The organism is Patescibacteria group bacterium (genome assembly GCA_041665365.1).
Lineage (GTDB): Bacteria > Patescibacteriota > Patescibacteriia > UBA9570 > UBA9570 > UBA9570.
On record JBAYIY010000008.1, the window covers coordinates 56,376 to 77,519 of the forward strand.

The following is a 21,144-nucleotide window of genomic DNA, read 5'->3' on the forward strand; positions in this document are numbered from 1 at the left end:
ATTGGCAGAAAAATTGACAATGAGATAGGTTTTACATTAGGGTAGAGTAATGAAAAGAGTTTTCGCAGTGGTAATTATTATGATTTTAATAGGTGTCGGCTCGGTCTTTTGGTGGAAAAATAAATCAACTAATAGTGTTGCACTAGATAATTCTAAACTCCAAGTGGTAGCCACATTTTATCCATTAGGTTATTTTGCCCAGCAAGTGGGAGGGGATAAAGTAGTAGTTACCACCATTGTGCCGAATGGCGTAGAACCGCACGATTTCGCACCTACCCCACGGGACATTATCAATATCAATCAGGCGGATGTTTTTATTTATACAGGAGCCGGGTTTGACCCTTGGGCTGAAAATGTCGATACTAAGCAACGTTTACAAGCGACTACGATAGATCAACAAACTGATCCACATGTTTGGTTAGATCCAGTTTTGATGCAAGCTTTTGTGACCAGACTTAGCCAAGTATATAGTACGGCTGACCCGAGCCATAAAACTTATTATACCAATCAGGCCAATGACGTGATCAAACGGTTATATAACTTAGATCAATCTTATCAACAAAAACTATATAATTGTTCTGTTAGAAAAGTTATTACAACACATAATGCCTTTGCGTATTTGGCAAACAGATATGGTTTTGAAATTTTTCCTGTGATTGGTCTTAATCCCAATGAAGCACCGTCTGCTCAAACCATCGCCGAGTTATCAGATTTAGCCCGAAGTTATCAGATTAAATATATTTTCTTTGAAGAAATGACCTCACCGAAGGTTAGTGAAACTTTAGCCCAGGAAGTGGGAGCGCAAGCGCACGTGTTGAGCCCTCTAGAAAGTGCCACCTCAGGAGATTATTTTTCTATCATGGAAAGCAACGCTAATGTGCTAGCGACAGCCATGGAGTGTCAATGATGGCCGCCAATGGGGATCAGTTTGAAACCCACATAAGTGATAATCAAAGCGGCTACTGCCCCAAATACTCGTATGGTGCTCGGGGAAAAATTCCAACCGCCGATATTAGCAAAAGTATTAGCCGCTTCATCTGGTTTGTAAGCACCGCTATCGACTGTTTCGGTATTAAGTGTTTGTTTAGTTGTATCGATGTGCATGACATGATCAATTTTTTCGGTGGTAGCTGTAAAATTAAATTTACGTAACTGTTTGGTAGCATTTATACTAAAAGTTACTTTGTGTTGTTGGTAAAATTCCAGACTGGCTTTTTTAGATTGGGCTGTTTCCGTGGGCATGGTTTTATCGAGTCGTTCGATAAAATAAGTCCAACGATCTTCATCTGGGTGAGAGTTTTTATTAAACAAGCATTGTCCATCATAACAAGGATAAATCACATCTTTACTATCAGCACCAGCTTCACGATGAGCGCGCACTACCACTGCACTACTGGCTATTTCTTGATCTAAATACACAAATAACTTGGGTTCATAGGTTGAACTATACACAAACCCAAAGGCAACACTGGGTACAATTAACAATAATAAGATAATCAGGTGCTTCATAAGTGGCCATGAGTATACTATAAGTGGTGATTTTTTGTCACTACTAGCCAAATAAATGGCTAAGCAGTATTTTGCAACCCAAACCAATTAGTACTAAACCAGCGCCTAACTCAGCTGGTTTAGAGATACTTTTTGGAATCCAACGTGTGCCAATAAAAGCTAAATAACAAACCAAACCAGTCACACCACCAATGATAGTGATGGTAATTAGTGGTTGAGAGGAAATAGTGGGTAAGGTAAAACCAACCGCTAAGGCATCTATACTGGTAGCCACACCTAATAATAAAATACTTTTTAGGGATATTTTTACATTTGGTTGTGCCTCTGCTGAGTTTAATACCGTTCTAATCATGTTGATACCAAGTAGGGCTAGCAAAATAAAAGCAATCCAATGATCGACCATAATAATTTGTTCATAAAACAGTACAGTGGTTTTCCAACCCAACCAGGGCATGATGGCTTGGAAAACACCAAAATTAAGGGCAATTAACCCGGCGTTTATTTTAGATAAATGTTTGTGTTTCACGCCAAGCGCGAGTGAGACAACAAAAGCATCGACGGCGAGTGATAAAGCTAGAATCAAATCAGTGATAAGCATAATTTACAATTAGTCTAACATATTTCTAATTTAAAAACTTGACAGGGTTTTTGAAATCTACTACAACCAATAGTATGATTAATGTAAACAACTTAATTCATCGCTTTGGCACTACCATAGCGGTGAACGATATCAGCTTTAAAGTTGATACCGGCGAAGTGGTGGGTTTTCTAGGACCCAATGGAGCCGGGAAGACAACTACCATGCGGCTATTAACCGGGTATTTACAACCAGTTAGTGGCACAATCGAAATTGATAACCGACAAGATATTGGTTATCTACCGGAAAATAACCCGTTATATGAAACCCAGCGGGTGTATGAGTATTTAGAGTTTATCGCGCGAGCCAAAAATATTACCGCCTTAACTAGTGAAATTAAACGAGTAGTACGGGAGACACATTTATCAGATAAAATAAATTTAACGATCAGTGAGTTATCTAAGGGGTATCGGCAACGGGTTGGGTTAGCCGCCGCATTGTTGGGTGACCCAAAGGTGTTGTTATTAGATGAACCCACTTCAGGGTTAGATCCAAATCAATCGGCTGATATTCGTCAGTTAATTCGTACTCTGGGTAAAACCAAATCGGTGTTGTTTTCTACACACATCTTACAAGAAGTGCAATCAGTGTGTGATCGTGCCATCATTATTAATCGAGGTAAAATTGTCGGGCAGGGGACAGTGGCCGAATTGGTCGCTCAAGCTGAGGGTAAAAAACAATTGCATTTAACGATTACCGGGTCAGTTGAGGCAGTGCGTGATAGTTTGAACAAGATTGAACAGGTGACCATGATTGATCAACCAGCCGAGCAGCAGTATGTTCTGGAAACACCGGCCAGTGTGGATATTCGTAAAACTGTGTTTGATTTATGTGTGGCTCAGCACTGGACATTATTAGAGATGCAGCAAACGCAAGTGAGCTTAGAAGAAGTTTTCCATCAATTAACCGCTTAATACCTATGCCTAGTTGGTTCGCCTTATATCGTAAAGAGTTAGTCAACTATTTTTACTCATTGTTGTCTTATCTCTTCATTATTGTTTTCTTAGTAGTTTTATCGTGGTTAGCTTGGCAAGATTTGTTTCTTGTGAACCAAGCCACGATGCGCAGTTTTTTTACATTACTGCCCTGGTTTTATCTATTCTTGTTGCCGGCTTTATCCATGCGTTTATGGAGTGAAGAAAAAAAGCAGGGCACAGAAGAGATATTGCTCACCTTACCATTATCAGATACGCAAGCGGTGTTGGCAAAATTCGCGGCGGCAGCAAGCTTCTTAGGTTTGGTATTACTGTGTTCATTACCCTTTCCAATTACCTTAGCGCAAATGGGCAATTTAGATTGGGGCCCTGTCATTGGTGGTTATGTGGGAGCTTGGCTTTTGGGCTGTAGTTATTTAGCGATCGGTCAGTTTGTTTCGGCTTTAACGAAGAATCAGATTGTAGCTTTCTTGCTGACAATTGGCGTGGCTTTTATCTTGTTGGTAATTGGTATTCCATCATTAGTATCTGGTACCAGTTGGTTTGCCCGGGTTTTGTTTTTACTCTCCACACAGACACATTTCCAAAATTTAGGTAAAGGCGTAATTGATTTGCGCGATGTGGTGTATTATTTATCCCTCTGTAGTATTGGTTTGTTGTTAACCATTACAGTATTACGCAAACAACGCTTTGGTATACAACGCACTACCCAAGTTGCTCTAGTAATAGGTTCGGTAATTTTACTGAATGGTATATTAATGCCAGTGACACTGCGAGCTGATCTAACCCAAACCAAACAATATACTTTAGCTGATGTTTCCAAACAAACGGTCAAAGATTTAACTCAGCCGGTGACGCTAAAGTTATTTTTTACGAGTAAAGTGCCGCAAGATTTATTAGCTCTGCGGCAAGATGTCACAGATATTTTGAATGAATATCATCAAGCTAATTCAAATCAGGTAATAGTAGATATTCAGGAACCAAACGAGACTGATACACAATCTTATGGCATTCCGCAGATTCAATTTAATATCATGGGCAGTGAAAAGTTTGAAGTGTCCACCGGGTACACTGGGTTAGCCATTGTTTATGGTGATAGTTATGAAACTATCCCAGTTATTTCTGATACCACCACACTCGAATATGATATTACGGCGGCCATGCAAAAATTAACCCGTGATAAAACTCCGGAATTGGCTTGGGTGAATGATCATGGGGAAGTGAGTGCTAAAAATCTGCAAAGTTATTTGCGTAAACAATATACCGTTACTCCAACCAAAGCTGCCGATTTAGCTACCACTTCAGCTACTACAGCTGTGTTAGTTGGACCAACAACAGCGTTTACCGATCAAGAACGATATATTGTAGATCAATACATCATGAAGGGTAATAAAGTATTGTTGTTATTACCTGGCGAAACCGTTGATATGCAATATTTATCAGCTAGCGCTAACGCGACTGATTTAGATAAACTCTTAGAAGAATATGGTGTCACTGTTAATCAAGATCTAGTGGCGGATTTTGGTTCGTCACAAACTTTACCGTTTGGTAGTAATGGTTATACGGTTTATCAATCGTACCCACTCTGGCCGGTTATTACAGCAGATGGTTTCAATAAAGATTCAGCCGTGACAGCAACATTGCAATCAACCACCTTAGCCTGGCCTAGCTCGCTTTCAGTGCATGTCGCTAACGGGGTAACAGCTACGACTTTATTACAGACTACCAAGCAAGCTTATTCATATACTGGAAGTATATCGGTTAATCCAAATGATTTAACCACCCCAAATAAGGCGGACTTGAATCAAAAAACTATTGGGGTGTGGCTAAGTGGTCATCTTAATAGTGCTTACCCAGCCGATAAGTTACCAGACGGTATGGATGCCAGTAAATACGTTAGTCAAACTGATGCTGGGCAGATTATCATCATAGCTGATGCCGATTTTGTGTCCGATAATTTTCTCCAACAATCTTTAGATAATGCTACTGTAGTGGTGAATAGCATTGATGCTTTATCTCAAGATACCGGTTTAATGACGATTCGGTCACGCGCCGCGTTAGATCGTCCTTTAAAAAGTATGACCGACGGTGAAAAAGTAGTGACTAAATACACTAATATATTTTCTGGCATTGTGATCGTGGTGCTCTTGGCTGGAGCCAGTTTTTACTGGCGCCGCCGCCGCGATCGCTTTGCTAAACATCTTTATGCCTAAACTAAATTCAACCACAATCATTTTAATCGGCACATTTGTTTTGTTAGTTGGTATTTTTTCCTGGCAATATTGGAGTAAGGCATCAACTCAAAAACAAGCTACTGTTCAAAAACAGTTCATCTCAGACTTTTCTGTTGATGCTGTTACAGAATTATCCATTACTAAAGGTGATACTACAACTACACTGCAAAAACAATCCGATCAGTGGGTTATTACTTCAAACAACAATGTGGCCGCCGATGATAGTGCGATTAAAGCCTTACTTAACACTCTGCATGATAGTACCATTCAAGCTACTATCACTAACACAACCGATCAAGCTGAACTTTATGGTTTAGATCAAGCTCAGGTGATTCATATCGTTGCGAAAAATAATGGTCAAACCGTAGCGGATGTACAAGTTGGTAAAATCGGCAAAGCGTATAATACTTGGTATGGTACGCGTAATACTGATCAAACTGTTTATTTATTATCCGGTAGTCACACATCTTTGGTGAATGATAAATGGGAGAATGTCTAGATTACCAATCAAGGGTTGGACGTTCGCATTATTAGCAACATTTACGTGGGGTGGTTATCTTAGTCTAGCCAAAATCGTGTTGGAGAAAATTACTGTTGAGCATTTTTTAGTGTTGCGGTTTTTCATTGGGGCAGCCGTATTGTTCGGAATAATTATCTTAACACGTGACTCATTAGTAATAAAACGTGTGCAGTGGTGGGCTGTAATATTTACGGCCACCATCGGTATTATTTTGCACCAGTCAATTCAAGCCACTGGTTTACGTTTTACTACTGCCACTAACACCGGTTGGATTCTAACCTTTATTCCAGTGGTGACCGGATTGTTAGCCTATTGGTTTTTACACGAACCGATTCGTCTTAAACAAGTAATCGGTTTAATCATCGCCGGGGTGGGTTTAATTACTTTAATAACCAATGGGGATGTTTTACATTTATTTAGTAGCTATCACTATGGCGATTATTTAATTATGGGTAGTGTGGTTACTTGGTCTATCTATACGGTCAGTACCAAAAAATATCTGTCTGGTTATTCGGCGTTAGTTGTTTCGATGTACCAAATGTTGCTGGGTGGGATATTTTTTCTAGCTCTATCTGGATCAACTTTAATGGTTGATGTCATTCACTTGTCAAATCTGGAATGGTGCTATGTTGTCCTGGCTGGTGCCTTCGCTTCAGGTTTAGCCTATGTCTGGTGGAACAGTGCCGCCAAACTATTAGATTCCCTCACCACCTCTATGTTTATGTTTTTCGAATCGATTGTGGCTATGGTGGTTGGCTTTTTACTTTTAGGTGAACATATTTCAGTTGTGCAGTTACTTGGAATTGGTGTGATTATTTTAGGTGTTTGTGTGGCTATTATTAAACCAAAAGAGTCGATGGTTACAAAATAAAACCAGTAGAGACGTGCCGCCGGCATGACTCTACTGGTTTTATTTAATTACCAAACGGCTTCCAACTTAACACAGTCTTACCAGCTCCATTTATTTTTACTACCACCGTTTTATTTCTAACTTCTACTCGATAGGAATGTCTAATGTAGTGGTAAGTAGTTTGCTGCAATAAATTGAAGGTATTATTTTGTGTGTTAAAATTATAAACTCTTAAATATAGAGTTGACGCTCGTTTAGCTGAGATAACAAACTCTTCGGTGTTTGTTGAATTATTCAGATTACCAATGGCTGGTTGGCGCCAGTGTAATTTAGGAGATAATCTTTGTTTCTTTAGGACTGTTCCGGTAGTATCGTACATATGTATAGTAGAACCAGATTTTTTCTTGAGAGCTAAAACATAATTAGTGTTTTTTATGTCGACTAGTCGAGCAAGCACGCCTCCTTTAGTAAAGGCTACCCATTGTCTAATACGTACATCATTACTATCATATAGACTAATAATTCCAGGACCAGTGTTAGTACCCAGCACATAAGCCACTGATCCAGTATCGTTGGTTTCATTTCCATTAATGACATAACCGTCAGGTGTAGTGAAAGAACAGATCGAGATAGTATCATTTGGATCACCTAAACTATCATTATCTTCATCACGATAATAAGTTTGATTTTCATGAATTGTAGCATCAGCATCATTACAGTCTGTGCTGGTAATACTACCATCATTATCATAATCGGTATCATTTGTATCAGTGCTATTAGTGACATAGCCAGCTGTGACAGTCATCGAACAAACCACTGAGGTGGTAGCGAGATCACCTAAACCATCCAGATCAGCATCACGGTAATAGGTTTGATTAGAGTGAACGGTGGCATCAGCATCATTACAGTCTGTGCTGGTAATACTACCATCATTATCATAATCGGTATCATTGGTATCGGTGCTGTTATTAACGTAACCGGCTGGAGCAATGCTTAAACAAACGGCTGTTGTGGTTGCTAAATCCCCTAAACCATCTTGATCGTTGTCTCGGTAATAAGTTTGGTTAATACTAACGGTAGCATCATTATCATTACAGTCTTGTCCAACATAACTGCCATCATTATCTGTGTCGTAGTCAATAATAGTTGCTCCAGCAAAAACTCCAGACGGATCCACTATACTATTGCTGTCTTCATCTAGATATAGATAACCAAGATAAGCAGCACCTGTATTAACATCAACATCACTGTTTCCGTTAGCGCCTATTAATATATCATCAAAACCATCGTTATTAATATCGCCGGCGGGAGATACGGAAATACCAGCACTATCACCAGCTGTTTCTCCAGTGAATTCTACTGCGGTTGATAAAGATGATGTACCAGTGAAAGGAGTTGATTGACCGTAAATCAGATAAACCGCACCTGCACTTGCATCGGCATCGCTATTTCGATCAGCTCCTATTAAGATGTCATCAAAACCGTCATTGTTAACATCTCCGGCCGAAGCCACGGAACGCCCAGCATTATCATTATTACCCGTTACCTCTCCAGTGAATTCTACTGCAGTTGATAAAGATGAAGTACCAGCGAAAGGAGTTGATTGACCATAGATTAAGTATACTGCACCGGCTCCAACGTCGGCGTCGTTATTTCCATCTGCACCGATTAAAATGTCATCAAAACCGTCATTATTAACATCGCCAGCCGAGGCCACAGCTCGTCCAGCAGCATCGTTCGCGGCTTCTCCGGTAAATTCTGCAGCGGTTGACAAAGAAATTACACCTGACAAAGGGGTAGCTTGTCCATAGATTAGATATGCCGCACCGGCTCCAATGTCTGCGTCGCCATTTCTATAAGCTCCTATTAAAATGTCATCAAAACCGTCATTGTTAACATCTCCGGCCGAAGCCACGGAACGTCCAGCAGCGTCATTTTCGGCTTCCCCGGTAAATTCCACCGCAGTTGATAAAGACGCACTGACTAAATGATTGGCTTGCCCATAGATCAGATAAACCGCACCGGCACCTATTGCCGCATCACTGTTTCCTTGGGCTGCTATTAAAATGTCGTCGTAACCATCACCATTAAAATCTCCAGCTGAAGATAAATGTTCACCGGCATAGTCAGAAGTGACTTCACCGGTATATTCTTGAAAGGTAGATAAACTATACACATCTTGTGCTAAGGCAGATGATGGTAGAGTTAACAGCAAGGCTAGTAATATTTTTTTCATCATAACAACAATATTATATCATTTTTAAATGATCAAAGGCAACTTTTTATTTTAATGTCTAGTTGACAACAATTAGATTCCCTCACCACCTCTATGTTTATGTTTTTCGAATCGATTGTGGCCATGATGGTAGGTTTTTTTACTGTTAGGTGTTTGTATTGCTATTTTTAAACCAAAAGAAAAACAGATAAGGGGTGTTTTTCAAGTGAAAGGAGGATCGATGGATTGATCCTGCAACTTTCAAATTGCTATTTTGTCAAGTCTGTACTATTGTAGATACCCAACATATATATGACAAAACTATTACGTTTTTTAAAACCATATTGGTGGCAATTATTGCTCTTGTTGGGGGTGGTGTTTTTACAAGTGGCGGCCAACTTATCTTTGCCAGATTATATGGCTAAGATTATCAATGACGGCATTGTGGCGAAAAATAGCGATCTCATTTGGTCGACGGGTGGAGTGATGTTACTCGTGTCATTAGGTGGTGCCGCAGCAACGGTAGTGGTCAGTTTTTTTGCAGCTCGGATTGCCACCGGTTTTGCGAAAGATATTAGACAGCTAGTGTTTGAACAAGTCGAGAGTTATTCATTAACTGAGTTTAATAAATTTTCTACAGCATCTTTAATAACTCGCTCCACTAATGATATTCAACAAATTCAAATGGTATTGGTGATGGTGCTACGCTTAGTGTTAATGGCGCCACTAACTGCAGTATGGGCAATTTATAAAGCCTATCAAAATGCGCCATCGATGACCTGGATTATGATTTTAGCTGTGGTGATATTACTATCGATTATTATTTCTTTATTCATTATCGCCATCCCAAAGTTTACTCGATTACAACAGTTGGTAGATAGACTCAACTTGGTTACCCGAGAAATTCTCACCGGGTTACGCGTGATTCGAGCGTTTAATACAGAGAGTAGTGAGGAGAAAAAATTTGACGAGGCTAATGTTGACGTCACGAAAATAAACTTATTTGTGAACCGCTTAACGGTGTTTATGTTCCCAATGATGATGTTGATAATGAATATCACCATGTTGAGTGTAGTGTGGGTGGGAGCACATTTAATTGATGCTGGTAGTTTAGAAATCGGTCAAATGTTGGCCTTTATGCAATATGCCATGCAAGTGATCTTTTCTTTCTTGATGATTTCTATAATATTTATTTTGATTCCACGGGCTTCAGTGTCGGCTAAACGTGTTGCGGCCGTGTTAGAAACACCTTCAACAATTATTGATCCAACGGCACCGCTATTATTTCCGGAAAAAAGAACTGGTCTGGTGGAATTTGATCATGTCACTTTTTCTTATCCCGGAGCAGACGTACCGGTCTTAAAAGACATTTCATTTGTAGCTAAATCAGGTGAAACTACAGCCTTTATTGGTAGTACTGGTAGTGGCAAATCTACTCTCATAAATTTGATACCGAGATTTTATGATGTTACCAATGGGATAATTAAAATTGATGGGGTTGATATTCGCCAAGTAAAATTAGAAGATTTATATAGTGGCATTGGTTATGTGCCACAACAAGGGGTGTTATTTTCTGGCACCGTAAACAGCAATATTAAATACGGAGCGCCAGACGCCACAGTTGAAGCTGTAAAGCAAGCTGTTAAGACGGCGCAGGCCACTGAGTTTGTTGAGAAACTAGACGGTGGTTATGATGCACCAATTGCCCAAAGTGGCACAAATGTATCTGGTGGACAGAAACAAAGACTATCGATTGCGCGAGCCATTATTCGTCAACCACAGATCTACATTTTTGATGATAGTTTTTCCGCTCTCGATATGAAAACAGATGCCTTATTACGCCAAGCTTTACGAGCTGAAACACACGATAAAACTGTTTTGATAGTGGCACAAAGAATTAGTACTATCATGCAAGCTGATAAAATTATTGTGCTGGATGAAGGCAATGTTGTAGGGCAAGGCACACATCAAGAGTTAATGAAAACCTGTGCGGTGTATCGTGAAATTGCTTCATCACAGTTGTCTGAAACTGAATTAAGTACGATATCAATATGAGTAAGGCCGGAGATAATTTTGGTCCAATGGGGCGTGGCGCCGGTATGATGCAAGGTGGTGAAAAATCCAAGAACTTTTCTGTTACCATGAAACGGTTATTATCGTACCTGCGTCCGTTCTGGTGGTCGATTGGTATTGTATTATTTTTCGCGTTGGCTAGTACCATATTTGCTATTGTCAGTCCAAGAATATTAGGTGATATGACTAATCAGGTAGTACTGGATTTAATGCAACGATCAGAGTTTCATTATGACAAATTACTCACCTATGTTTATGAATTAATAGCACTATATGTGTTAAGTGCACTGTTTAGTTATATCCAAAGTTGGATTATGAGTGGCGTAGCGCAAAAAATATCCTATAAGTTTAGGCGTGATTTGGTTGAAAAAATTGGGCGCATGCCATTAAAATATTTCGATTCCAATACCCATGGTGAAATATTAAGCCGCGTCACTAATGATGTTGATACAGTGAGTCAATCACTTAATCAGAGCTTATCTCAAATTATTACCTCAGTGACTTTGATTCTTGGTATTTTAGGCATGATGTTATCGATCAGTTGGCAGATGACTGGTGTATCTCTGGTAGTATTGCCATTGAGTTTTGGATTGATCGGTATAATTGCTAAACGATCACAACGTTATTTTAAGCAACAGCAAGAAGTATTAGGGCATCTCAATGGTCATGTGGAAGAAATGTATTCCGGACATAATGTGATGCGCGTGTTCAATGCCCAACAGCGGTCGGTGGAAAAATTTCGTAGTATCAACGATAAACTGTATGTTAGTGCCTGGAAATCACAGTTTCTCTCAGGTTTATTAATGCCTCTCATGAGTTTTGTTAGTAACATTAGTTATGTTGGTGTGTCGGTTGTGGGTGGTTGGCTGGCCATCAATGGTAAGGTTAGTATTGGAGACATTCAAGCGTTTATACAATATGTGCAGCAATTTAACCAACCAATTATTCAGACGGCCAACATAGCTAATGTTATGCAATCAACCGCCGCAGCCGCTGAACGGGTGTTTGAATTTCTTGGTGAGTCAGAAGAAATATCTGATGCCGATCATCGTTTAGCCCTAACCAACGTGCGTGGCCAAGTTGAATTTGATCACGTGGTGTTTGGTTATGATCCAGCGCAAGTTATCATTAAAGATTTTACCGCGGTAATAAAACCCGGTCAGCGCGTGGCCATAGTCGGGCCAACCGGTGCCGGAAAAACTACCATGGTTAATTTATTGATGCGCTTTTATGATGTGCAAGCTGGCAGTATTAAAATTGATGGTGTCGATATTCGCCGTTTAGCCAGATCTGATGTACGTAAATTATTCGGCATGGTGCTACAAGACACGTGGTTATTCAATGGTACGATCAAAGACAATTTAGCTTACGGTAAACCGAGTGCCGCAGAGTCAGACATTACGGCGGCCGCTAAAAATGCCCATGCGGATCATTTTGTGCATTCACTACCACATGGTTACGATATGGTGTTAGATGAAGACACTAATAACATTTCGCAGGGTGAGAAACAATTACTCACCATTGCTCGTGCCATGTTGGTAAAAACCCCGATGCTTATTTTAGATGAAGCCACCAGTTCGGTTGATACCCGCACGGAAAGTTTAATTCAACAAGCCATGGAGCGTTTGATGGAAGGCAAAACCAGTTTTGTGATTGCGCATCGTTTATCCACTATTCGTAAGGCTGATTTAATTTTAGTAATGGATCATGGCAACATTGTTGAACAGGGGACACACCAATCATTATTACAAAACAATGGTTTTTACGCCTCGATCTATAATAGCCAGTTTGTGGGTGCTAACTAAATGGCGTCTCGACGATACAATATACGCTTGGCTATTTCTACTATACCTAAATAAACAATTACTAATCCGGCAATGGTAAGCATGACATACCAAGGTAGAGGGGAGAAATTAAATATATCTCCCAGTGGAGTATAGGGTGTTAGCCAACCAATTATAACAGCAGTAACAGTGGAAAATATTAATAAATTACTGGCGCGACTTTGAATAAAAGGTAAGCGTTTGGTTCTAATGATGTGTATGACCAGTGTTTGCGTAGCCAGCGATTCTATAAACCAACCGGTTTGAAAGGCGGATTCACCTAACTGAAAGACAGAGAAGAGAATATAGAAAGTTAGTAAATCAAACACGGAACTGATCGGGCCAAACACATACATGAATTTTTTTACAAAGGCTAGATTCCATTTTTTTGGTTTGTTCAACCAATCAGCATCCACATTATCCCAGGGAATAGTGATTTGCGATATATCGTAAATAAAATTATTAAATAGAATCTGGATTGGCAACATTGGTAAAAATGGTAGATACACCACAGCTCCTAACACGCTGAACATGTTGCCGAAATTTGAGCTTAAACCCATCATGATATATTTCATCGTGTTACCAAAAGCCCGGCGGCCTTCAATAACACCTTCAATTACCACACCCAAATGTTTTTTGGTTAAAATAATATCAGCGGTTTCTTTGGCAATATCAACGGCGTTATTAACTGAAATACCGACGTCGGCGGTTTTTAATGACGGGGCATCGTTGATACCATCACCCATGTATCCAACCACATGGCCACGACCACGCAACACGGCAATAATGCGATTTTTTTCGTCTGGAGAAAACCGCGCGAAGATGGTGGTGGCTTCGGCGCGCACGGCTAGGGCATCATTAGACAAAGTCGCCAGTTCACTCCCAGACATAACACCTCTGACCTCTAACCCAACATCACGACAAATTTTTTCTGTGACTAATTCATTATCTCCCGTAATGACCTTTATTTCGATACCATATTTTTCTAGTTTCAATAAAACTTTGCGGACATCAGTTTTGGCTGGATCCAGAAATGATACCAAACCGGTCAAAGTTAAATCGGCTTCATCGGCTATAGTATATTTATCTTTGGCGGCTAAATTTGGTTTGGTCGCCAAAGCCAACACACGGTAACCTTCTGCACTTAATTTTTTATAATAATCGAAAGCAGTTTGCTTCATGTCTTCTGTTAGGGGATAGGTTTTGCCGCCACGGTAATAGTGAGTACAATGGGAAATTACAGCCTCCGGTGCCCCTTTGGTAATCATCACTCGACCGTTCGGACCCAGCACAGCGATACTCATCATTTTACGCACAAAATCAAACGGAATTTCTTCAGTTTTTTTATAAGCAGCAATGTCGGTTTTTTTGTAAGTGAGTACAGCGTTATCGAGTGGGTTTTTGACGCCGGTTTGGTAGGTGCTATTCAAGTAAGTGTAGATAAAAACAGTTTCATCGTGCTTGCCAAATATATCCGTGTAGTTTACTAGCTGAATATTATCTTCGGTTAAGGTGCCGGTTTTATCAGTACATAAAATATCCATACTGCCAAAATTTGGAATGGACGATAATTTTTTTACAATCACACCACTTTTGGCCATGCGTTGCGAACTGCGCGCCATCGTAATAGACATCACCATCGGGAGTAATTCCGGGGTGACACCAACCGCAATAGCAATGGCGAAAATGAAAGATTCTAAGAAATTATGATGCAGTACAGCGTTGGCCAAAAAAACTAGTAGTGTAATAGCCAAAATAACTTTGGTGATAAAAAAGCCAAATTTGGTGATACCTAATTCAAATTCATCATTGGAACCCTTTTCTAAAATACTTTTGGCAATTTTACCAAACTCAGTATTCTGACCAGTTTGAAACACCACTGCCGTAGCCGTACCGCTCACCACACTGGAACCAAGAAAAACTATGTTGGTGTTGCGACTGTCAGTTTCAGTGGCGGCAACGAGCACCTCTGGAGTTTTTTCTTGGGGGTAAGATTCACCGGTCAAAGCCGATTGATTAACAAATAAATCATCGGCTTCAATAATGCGTGCATCAGCCGGCACTAAATCACCTGAACTTAAAAAAATTATATCACCAGCACAAATTTGAGAAGCTTTTGTCTCAAGTTTATTGCCCCCACGGATCACAGTGGTTGTGACACTAACTTTTTCTTTTAATTTTTTAGCCGCATTATTAGCACTATGTTCTTCAAAGAAATCTAAAATAACACTCGCCAATATCATGACAACAATAACCACTAAGCTTTTTGTTTCACCCAGATAACCAGAAATGAGCGCGGCAGATAGCAAAATAATTATTAGAGGATTCTTAAAGTGAGATAAAAATTCAACAATAACGCCAAGTTCTTTTTTCTCAGAAATGGTGTTGTAACCGAACTGCTCTAAACGTGCCTTAGCCTCAGCCGCGGATAAACCAGCTGGAGTGGTGTTTAATTTTTGTAAACTTTGTTCAACCGAGGCGGTAGAATAAAAGTCTAAATTATCTGACATAGTTATTTTTATATCCCTAACTTCTGATTTAGGTGTTTCCACATAGCCTTACCAACCGTGACACCAGCTTTAGCTTTTGGATGTCCATCGTACGGATCTGCCACATAGATTTTTTTCAAAAACCCGGCGTCATTATCAAGCAGGCGATGCAGGTGGAAAGGAGCTAAGTTAGCACCGCTGTAATTAGTGAGATAATCTGTTGTCAGCCATTGGTCAAAAGCGATTGCGCGAGCAGCTTCAGCGGAGTCGGTCATGTCTTTTGGTAAAGGCGGAGTAGATAACGGGACAAACAAAACATTCGGGTGACTCTCATACACACTATAAAGTTCATTATAGTAATCTTTATATTGTGCCAACATGGTATCTGATGTAATGGCACTGGCCGGGAAACAGGATTTAAAAATAATAATATCTGCGTCACCAAACGTGGTCCAAGAATTGGCGTCATTAAACAAGTCGTTAAAATCCTGCGGATCAGTATTGCCATTCCACCAGGGGGCTTGGCCGGTGTAACCATGGTTTGATAAATAAGTTTCCATACCACCTTTCATGGTGGTTCCATTCCAGTAAATTTCCCCGGTCGAGTGATGCACGAAAAAAACATTTTTATGTTCACCAGCGGTAGCATAGGCCGGCACAACACTACTAAAGAGAAATAAAATTAGGCTGATAGTGAATATTTTCATAACTATATGTTACTTGATTGGTGGTGTTAGGTCAAAAAATATGGTTTAATATCTATATTAGATTTAAAATATTTAAAATATGAAAAAAGCTTGGTGGCTAATTATAATTGGTGGAGTGGTTGTGAGTGGAGTAGTGGCAGTGTTGTTGGTAAGTTGGTTTGTCTGGAAAATGATGTCTACTCGTCAGCCAACTGATCCGGTACCTTATGATAAATCTTATGGGACTATTTGCCCTGTAGGATTACAATTCATAGCCAGCAAAGATGGGGCAACGGTGGATTGTCAATGTCCGGATGGTTATACTAAAGATAGTATCATGATTGGCTCTTCAAGTGGTGATGCCTGTTATGGCCCCGGTACAGAGTGCCCGATATTTTCCGTTACTTGTATATTAAAATGATTTATTATTACCGCCTCCGCGCCCAAGACGATTTAGGCAATGTCAGTGTTTGGTCTGAACCGGTCATGGCTAAGTAATATAATTTATATCAAATAAATAGAAGACCCCAAGACGTTTCGCAGAAACATCTTGGGGGGGTGGGTGTGGGGGGTGCTTTTACAGCACGCGCTCCCACACGGTGATGCAGAACCACACCCAGGCGACACCGCCCGGGGTGATCACGAACAGAGAGATGGGGGAAAGAATCAGAATCATCTCCCAGAACTTCGGGTCGCTCAGCGTTGAGATCACTTGCTCGGTGGTGTTCATTTCAGGCCCCTTTTGTTGAAGGCGGCGGCAGTTTAGCAGGAAAAAAGGGAGTTGTCAAGACCCTGTACTGGAATGTGGTTGATAATAAACTTTAGTCAAAGTTAATGTAATAGTGATTTTTTTGGCTCTTGAAAAATAATACATTTTATGGTACGATACCGCCATGGATACAGTAAAAAAAGCTAATAATCAAGATCTTTCTGAAAAGAAAATCATATTTAAAGCGGTAGAACGATCTGCTCAAATTGAGGGTTTGAGTTTACAAAGGGCTCGATCAAATTTAAAGGTTATTATTGAATTGCAGAAACATGGTCGAGCTTTCGCGTTATAGTGTAAGTTAGATAATCATCAAATGCAGAAAAAGTTGAAACCAAACCAGTTCTACCTAAATTAAAACGCTATATAGATAAAGAAGAACCGGTCGGAATCATATACCTCATTGGTAACGGCATCATACAGTTGGGTTTGGCCTAAACCAAATAGGGGATATAATCCGCCAACTTCCGCTTGATTGGAAGTTTCGGAGGCCATTTCGGCATTTAGTTTGGCATTGAGCAGCATATCCATGGGGGTGGAAAGTTGACCGAACATATCATTGAACAAGTCGTCTAAACCTAAAAACTCTAATAAATCACCCACCCAATCTGGCATAATCATATCTGGCATGGTAAAACTGGCACTAATTACTTCGGATGAGTGCGCGGCCTGATCAGCGACGCGACCTTCTTCACCGACTTCATAACCAGGTAAAGTTTTGTTGACATAATCTAACAGTTTACCCTTAACACCTTGCGGTTCACCATCCACGGTTTGGCCAAAATCACTTAATAAAGCCACTTGAGGCAAACTTAACGTGGTGCGAAGTCTAAGATTTTTATTATTGCCGGGGTTGGACACATAATATTGCATGTGAACTGGCAGTTCGCGAGCGTAAACTGGCACACCTTTGGTCTTAACCAATAGGCTGGGAGGTAAATCTTTAAAAGTAAAAGAGCCATGTTCATAAACTAACGTAGCACCATTACCACTTAGCGCCACTGAGCCAGGGAAAGTTTCTGCGATCATACGCAATGGGCGTTGCGTACTGTGTGGGTAATTCCAATCGAAGACATAAACATACTCGTGACCATCAGTAACAGCGATCCATTTACCATTATTGGACATAGCCACATCAGTTTCACCACCGCTACGCATAAACTTCCAAAGTTGCCGGCCAGTGGTGCCTTTATAGCCGTAGTAACCATCATTGGTTGTTAACACCAGTTTTTTACCGTTACTCGAGAGTGCTACCACCGGATCATTATCGCTGGCAATATTTTTAGTCCACAAGGTATTTGAATTATGAACATTAATACCATATAAAGTAAAACCGCCATACGTTAGATCGTCATCAGCGCGCAATAAGTAACCATAGGTACAATCCTTGTCACCACAGCCAGCCGACAGTATTTCTGTGGCACTTTGTTTAATCCACAGTCTGTCATCACTTTGCGTATCAAGATAAGCAGTCGTGTAATCGGTGCTGGCAAAAATATTATTGCCAGATTGTGTCATGGTTAAACTATTCACAAAATAACCAGGTTCAGCTATCTCCCAAGTACGCACCGGTGTACTGCTACCGCGTTGCCATAAAGTAACACTACCGCCACGATCACCGGCGGCAAGGTACTGCCCATCGTCTGATAACACACAAACATCATAAGCATAAATATTATCACTGTATTCCCATAACAAAGTGGCTTGAGTAATATCATAAACCCAAATTTCGCTTCCACAGGCGATGACCGTTGAACCATCGGCCGATAAAGCTAAATCAAGCATCGCTTCATTATCACCTACTGAGTAACCCCAAGCCGGCGTGGTTTTATTATCTTTAAAAACTACCATGTCAGCTTCGGCCGTCACATCCAAACCACCAATGGCCGCGGCCACTGAACCATCATCAGATAGGGTTAAACTGTTATAGTGGTAGTTAGAATCCATCGTGTCTGGATCAGAGTCGGAATAGGTGTAAGTGTAATCTTGGTAGGTGGCTGACGCGACACTGGTCAAAACCACAAACAAAAGTCCGCTCATTAAACCAGATTTGAATAGTGTTTTCATATTAGACATAGTTTTTTGTCTTAAATTTTTATTGAGTACAGTATAACAGGAGTGACAGTTTAACAAAAGTTCAGCACCAATTGTGTGTCTAACTTGAGTATTATTAGAATTTGGTATATACTTAGTATATAAAATAATCATAATAGGTTATTATATGACTATAAGAAATACCATTTTAAGCCAAAAAGACCATTATTTGCTGGAAAATCTATTAGCAAAGCATGGTGATGTTGTTCAATTTGAGCAGATTGTTCAAGAGGCTAAACACTATACCAGTAATCGACAATCAGTTCGTAATTGGGTTAATAAGCTCACACAAACAGGTTGGTTAGTGCGGCTGCAACGTGGCACATATGTCATTTCTTCGATGGAATCATTAGGTGCAATCACACTAGCTTCACCCACTGTAGCGCAGATTATTGTACCCCAATCCTATGTTTCATTTGAAGCGGCGTTACAACATCATGGCATGTTTGATCAGATGTTAAAAATTATCCGATCCGTTTCATTAAAAAAAGAAACAGTGAAAGTAATTCAAGATATTCAGTATCATTTTGTATATACTACCCAGGAACAATATTATGGATTTATCGAAGAAAAACTTGATAATCGAATAGTAAAAATTGCCACAGCCGAGAAAGCGTTATTAGATTTATTGCACTTCCATCGCTCACTTTATGCGGTTGATATCGTTCAAGAAAAATTCCGAGAGTACAAATCGGATATTGATCTTCAGAGGTTGATTGAATTATTACGTCGGCAAACTGTTACAGTACAGCGTATCGTTGGCTTCGTATTGGATCAAATTCAGTATGATACTAGTCAGCTGTATATTTTAATTCAAACTGATCGCAGTGTTAGTAAAATGACTACAGACAGTACCAAATTTAGTGCAAAATGGAGGTTATATTATCATCAACATTTCGAACAGTAATATTTATTAGTTATGCAACTACTCGGTCGCCGAGAACTCGAAGCAATTAATCGTACCAGTTTACGTTACCCTTTAGCTGTGGCAGAAAAGGATTATTTTTTGGCACTGGTATCAAAAATAATTTACGAATCACCTTTACGAGATAAGTTGATTTTTAAAGGGGGTACGGCGTTACATCATACTTATCTGCCACAATTACGGTTTTCAGAAGATTTGGATTTTTCAAGCAATACTGTGCCGCTGATTTTAAATGAAGTAAAAGCGATATTTGCTGACTATGATTTTTTGTCTATAAAAAAAGATTATGTTTCGAAGGCGACAATTAAAGTTGAGCGGTTACAATTTATCGGTCCGCTAAATCAAGCTAACTCAATGAAAGTGGAAATAGATTTTTTACAGAATGTTGTTTTACCTCCACTTGAAATTAAGTATCACAATGTGTACGGCGTGGATACTTTAGTACGGGTAATGGATATTAGGGAAATTGCCGCTGAAAAAATTCGAGCGATGAATGATCGTATTCGTTACCGTGATTTTTATGATTTCACAATGATTTGTCTAAAACTGAAGATTGCTTTAACCGAAATAATAGATTTATTACAACAAAAAGAAGTGCGTAAACCAATCAGTCCACAAAATATTTTAAGTAACTGGCAATTAGTGCAAGCCAATAAGCAGAATGAATTAGCAGCGATTCACTACTCAGAATCATTAATAGATAACAGCATTGAAAAATGCCTGCAACAACTTATATTTGCGGAGATATTACCTCAGAAATGAGTTGAATAGGTGACTACCAGTTTTGCTAGGTGTTTATTTAAATTCAATCAAATTACCTATTAAGGTTGACAGGATATTAAAAATGATTAACATGTAGATCTATTTTTTTTAAAATAGATAGCTCTTTAAATAGCCAAAGAAGAATCATTCGTAGCCTAGAATATAGAAATCGTTTCTTTTTTCCGGGCTGCGAATGATCATACGCACTTTCATCTTGGGAATGGTTTCTCGAGAAGTGATGTTTGACTTCGTGGTTGAAATGGTCGAGGGGTCTTCATCATGGCGAGTATCGATTCCAAGTACCTCAGTGCGTTCAGTGTGGCCCTGGGTATCGTGTACAATGATAGGTCATCTATCAACTTCACCGCCTTCGGTATGGCGTTCGAAATCTTCAAGGCCATCATCGAAGCGGTGTTCCGCGCTGGTGGTGGTGACAACGATCTCATGATGGTGGTCAAGAGGTCGGAACTCGCCGACAAGATCGCCGCCCTCATCATGATGGAGTCGGGCAAGTCGAGGCCGACCCCCGTCATCGACGGTCTCACGGTGTTCGAGATCGAGGTCGACGGCGATGACCCGCGGTGGCAGCGGATCGAGGCGTCGAAGTACGCCTACTGCAACGAGAA

Annotated in this window: 19 protein-coding genes; 12 read left to right on the forward strand and 7 right to left on the reverse strand. The window is 40.1% G+C overall.

Features of this window, described 5'->3' with window-relative positions:
* Positions 1-79 precede the first annotated feature (79 nt).
* Positions 80-907, forward strand: a complete 828-nt coding sequence (locus WCV88_04580; protein ID MFA6475441.1) for a zinc ABC transporter substrate-binding protein — start codon at positions 80-82, stop codon at positions 905-907.
* On the opposite strand, the gene WCV88_04585 is transcribed toward WCV88_04580, so the two are convergent.
* Both WCV88_04585 and WCV88_04590 read right to left on the reverse strand, forming a co-directional pair.
* Positions 901-1,509: a hypothetical protein gene (locus WCV88_04585; protein ID MFA6475442.1), complete on the reverse strand. Its 609-nt coding sequence runs from the start codon at positions 1,507-1,509 to the stop codon at positions 901-903. The genes WCV88_04580 and WCV88_04585 overlap by 7 nt on opposite strands.
* Positions 1,510-1,552: 43 nt before the next feature.
* Complete coding sequence (locus WCV88_04590; GenBank protein ID MFA6475443.1) at positions 1,553-2,107, reverse strand: manganese efflux pump MntP family protein; 555 nt, start codon at positions 2,105-2,107, stop codon at positions 1,553-1,555.
* Positions 2,108-2,181: 74 nt separating this feature from the next.
* Between WCV88_04590 and WCV88_04595 the strand changes: the two genes are divergently transcribed.
* The 4 genes from WCV88_04595 to WCV88_04610 are packed head-to-tail and all read left to right on the forward strand — an operon-like array spanning position 2,182 to position 6,706.
* Positions 2,182-3,060, forward strand: coding sequence for an ATP-binding cassette domain-containing protein (locus WCV88_04595; protein MFA6475444.1), 879 nt, complete (start codon positions 2,182-2,184; stop codon positions 3,058-3,060).
* Between the two features lie 5 nt (positions 3,061-3,065).
* Positions 3,066-5,294, forward strand: a complete 2,229-nt coding sequence (locus WCV88_04600) for a Gldg family protein (GenBank protein MFA6475445.1) — start codon at positions 3,066-3,068, stop codon at positions 5,292-5,294.
* Entirely contained in the window at positions 5,287-5,814 is a 528-nt protein-coding gene (locus WCV88_04605) for a DUF4340 domain-containing protein (GenBank protein MFA6475446.1), read from the forward strand. Before WCV88_04600 ends, WCV88_04605 begins: the two co-directional genes overlap by 8 nt.
* Positions 5,807-6,706, forward strand: coding sequence for a DMT family transporter (locus WCV88_04610; GenBank protein MFA6475447.1), 900 nt, complete (start codon positions 5,807-5,809; stop codon positions 6,704-6,706). Before WCV88_04605 ends, WCV88_04610 begins: the two co-directional genes overlap by 8 nt.
* Before the next feature lie 43 nt (positions 6,707-6,749).
* On the opposite strand, the gene WCV88_04615 is transcribed toward WCV88_04610, so the two are convergent.
* Positions 6,750-8,924, reverse strand: a complete 2,175-nt coding sequence (locus WCV88_04615; protein ID MFA6475448.1) for an integrin alpha — start codon at positions 8,922-8,924, stop codon at positions 6,750-6,752.
* 288 nt (positions 8,925-9,212) lie between these two features.
* Between WCV88_04615 and WCV88_04620 the strand changes: the two genes are divergently transcribed.
* Positions 9,213-10,955, forward strand: a complete 1,743-nt coding sequence (locus WCV88_04620) for an ABC transporter ATP-binding protein (protein MFA6475449.1) — start codon at positions 9,213-9,215, stop codon at positions 10,953-10,955.
* 26 nt (positions 10,956-10,981) lie between these two features.
* Positions 10,982-12,778 (forward strand): ABC transporter ATP-binding protein, encoded by a 1,797-nt coding sequence (locus WCV88_04625; protein ID MFA6475450.1) that lies wholly within the window; start codon positions 10,982-10,984, stop codon positions 12,776-12,778.
* Here the strand turns inward: WCV88_04625 and mgtA are convergent.
* Entirely contained in the window at positions 12,775-15,306 is a 2,532-nt protein-coding gene (gene mgtA / locus WCV88_04630; protein MFA6475451.1) for a magnesium-translocating P-type ATPase, read from the reverse strand. The genes WCV88_04625 and mgtA overlap by 4 nt on opposite strands.
* 8 nt (positions 15,307-15,314) lie before the next feature.
* Positions 15,315-15,992 (reverse strand): hypothetical protein, encoded by a 678-nt coding sequence (locus WCV88_04635; protein MFA6475452.1) that lies wholly within the window; start codon positions 15,990-15,992, stop codon positions 15,315-15,317.
* A 79-nt stretch (positions 15,993-16,071) separates the two neighbouring features.
* Between WCV88_04635 and WCV88_04640 the strand changes: the two genes are divergently transcribed.
* Positions 16,072-16,392 carry a hypothetical protein gene (locus tag WCV88_04640; GenBank protein MFA6475453.1) on the forward strand — a complete coding sequence of 107 codons (321 nt, stop codon included), beginning with the start codon at positions 16,072-16,074 and terminating at the stop codon, positions 16,390-16,392.
* A 156-nt stretch (positions 16,393-16,548) separates the two neighbouring features.
* On the opposite strand, the gene WCV88_04645 is transcribed toward WCV88_04640, so the two are convergent.
* A complete protein-coding gene (locus tag WCV88_04645) occupies positions 16,549-16,701 on the reverse strand; it encodes a hypothetical protein (GenBank protein ID MFA6475454.1) in 153 nt (50 codons plus the stop codon).
* A gap of 163 nt (positions 16,702-16,864) precedes the next feature.
* Here WCV88_04645 and WCV88_04650 point away from each other — a divergent pair, with 163 nt between their 5' ends.
* Positions 16,865-17,032, forward strand: coding sequence for a hypothetical protein (locus WCV88_04650; GenBank protein MFA6475455.1), 168 nt, complete (start codon positions 16,865-16,867; stop codon positions 17,030-17,032).
* Between the two features lie 59 nt (positions 17,033-17,091).
* On the opposite strand, the gene WCV88_04655 is transcribed toward WCV88_04650, so the two are convergent.
* Positions 17,092-18,804, reverse strand: a complete 1,713-nt coding sequence (locus WCV88_04655; GenBank protein MFA6475456.1) for a WD40 repeat domain-containing protein — start codon at positions 18,802-18,804, stop codon at positions 17,092-17,094.
* Between the two features lie 154 nt (positions 18,805-18,958).
* Between WCV88_04655 and WCV88_04660 the strand changes: the two genes are divergently transcribed.
* From WCV88_04660 to WCV88_04670, 3 genes are all read left to right on the forward strand, one after another.
* Positions 18,959-19,738, forward strand: a complete 780-nt coding sequence (locus tag WCV88_04660; GenBank protein ID MFA6475457.1) for a type IV toxin-antitoxin system AbiEi family antitoxin domain-containing protein — start codon at positions 18,959-18,961, stop codon at positions 19,736-19,738.
* A gap of 12 nt (positions 19,739-19,750) precedes the next feature.
* On the forward strand, positions 19,751-20,518 hold the full coding sequence (locus tag WCV88_04665; GenBank protein ID MFA6475458.1) for a nucleotidyl transferase AbiEii/AbiGii toxin family protein: 768 nt from the start codon (positions 19,751-19,753) through the stop codon (positions 20,516-20,518).
* A gap of 279 nt (positions 20,519-20,797) precedes the next feature.
* The coding region (locus WCV88_04670) for a hypothetical protein (GenBank protein ID MFA6475459.1) at positions 20,798-21,144 on the forward strand (347 nt) is incomplete at its 3' end.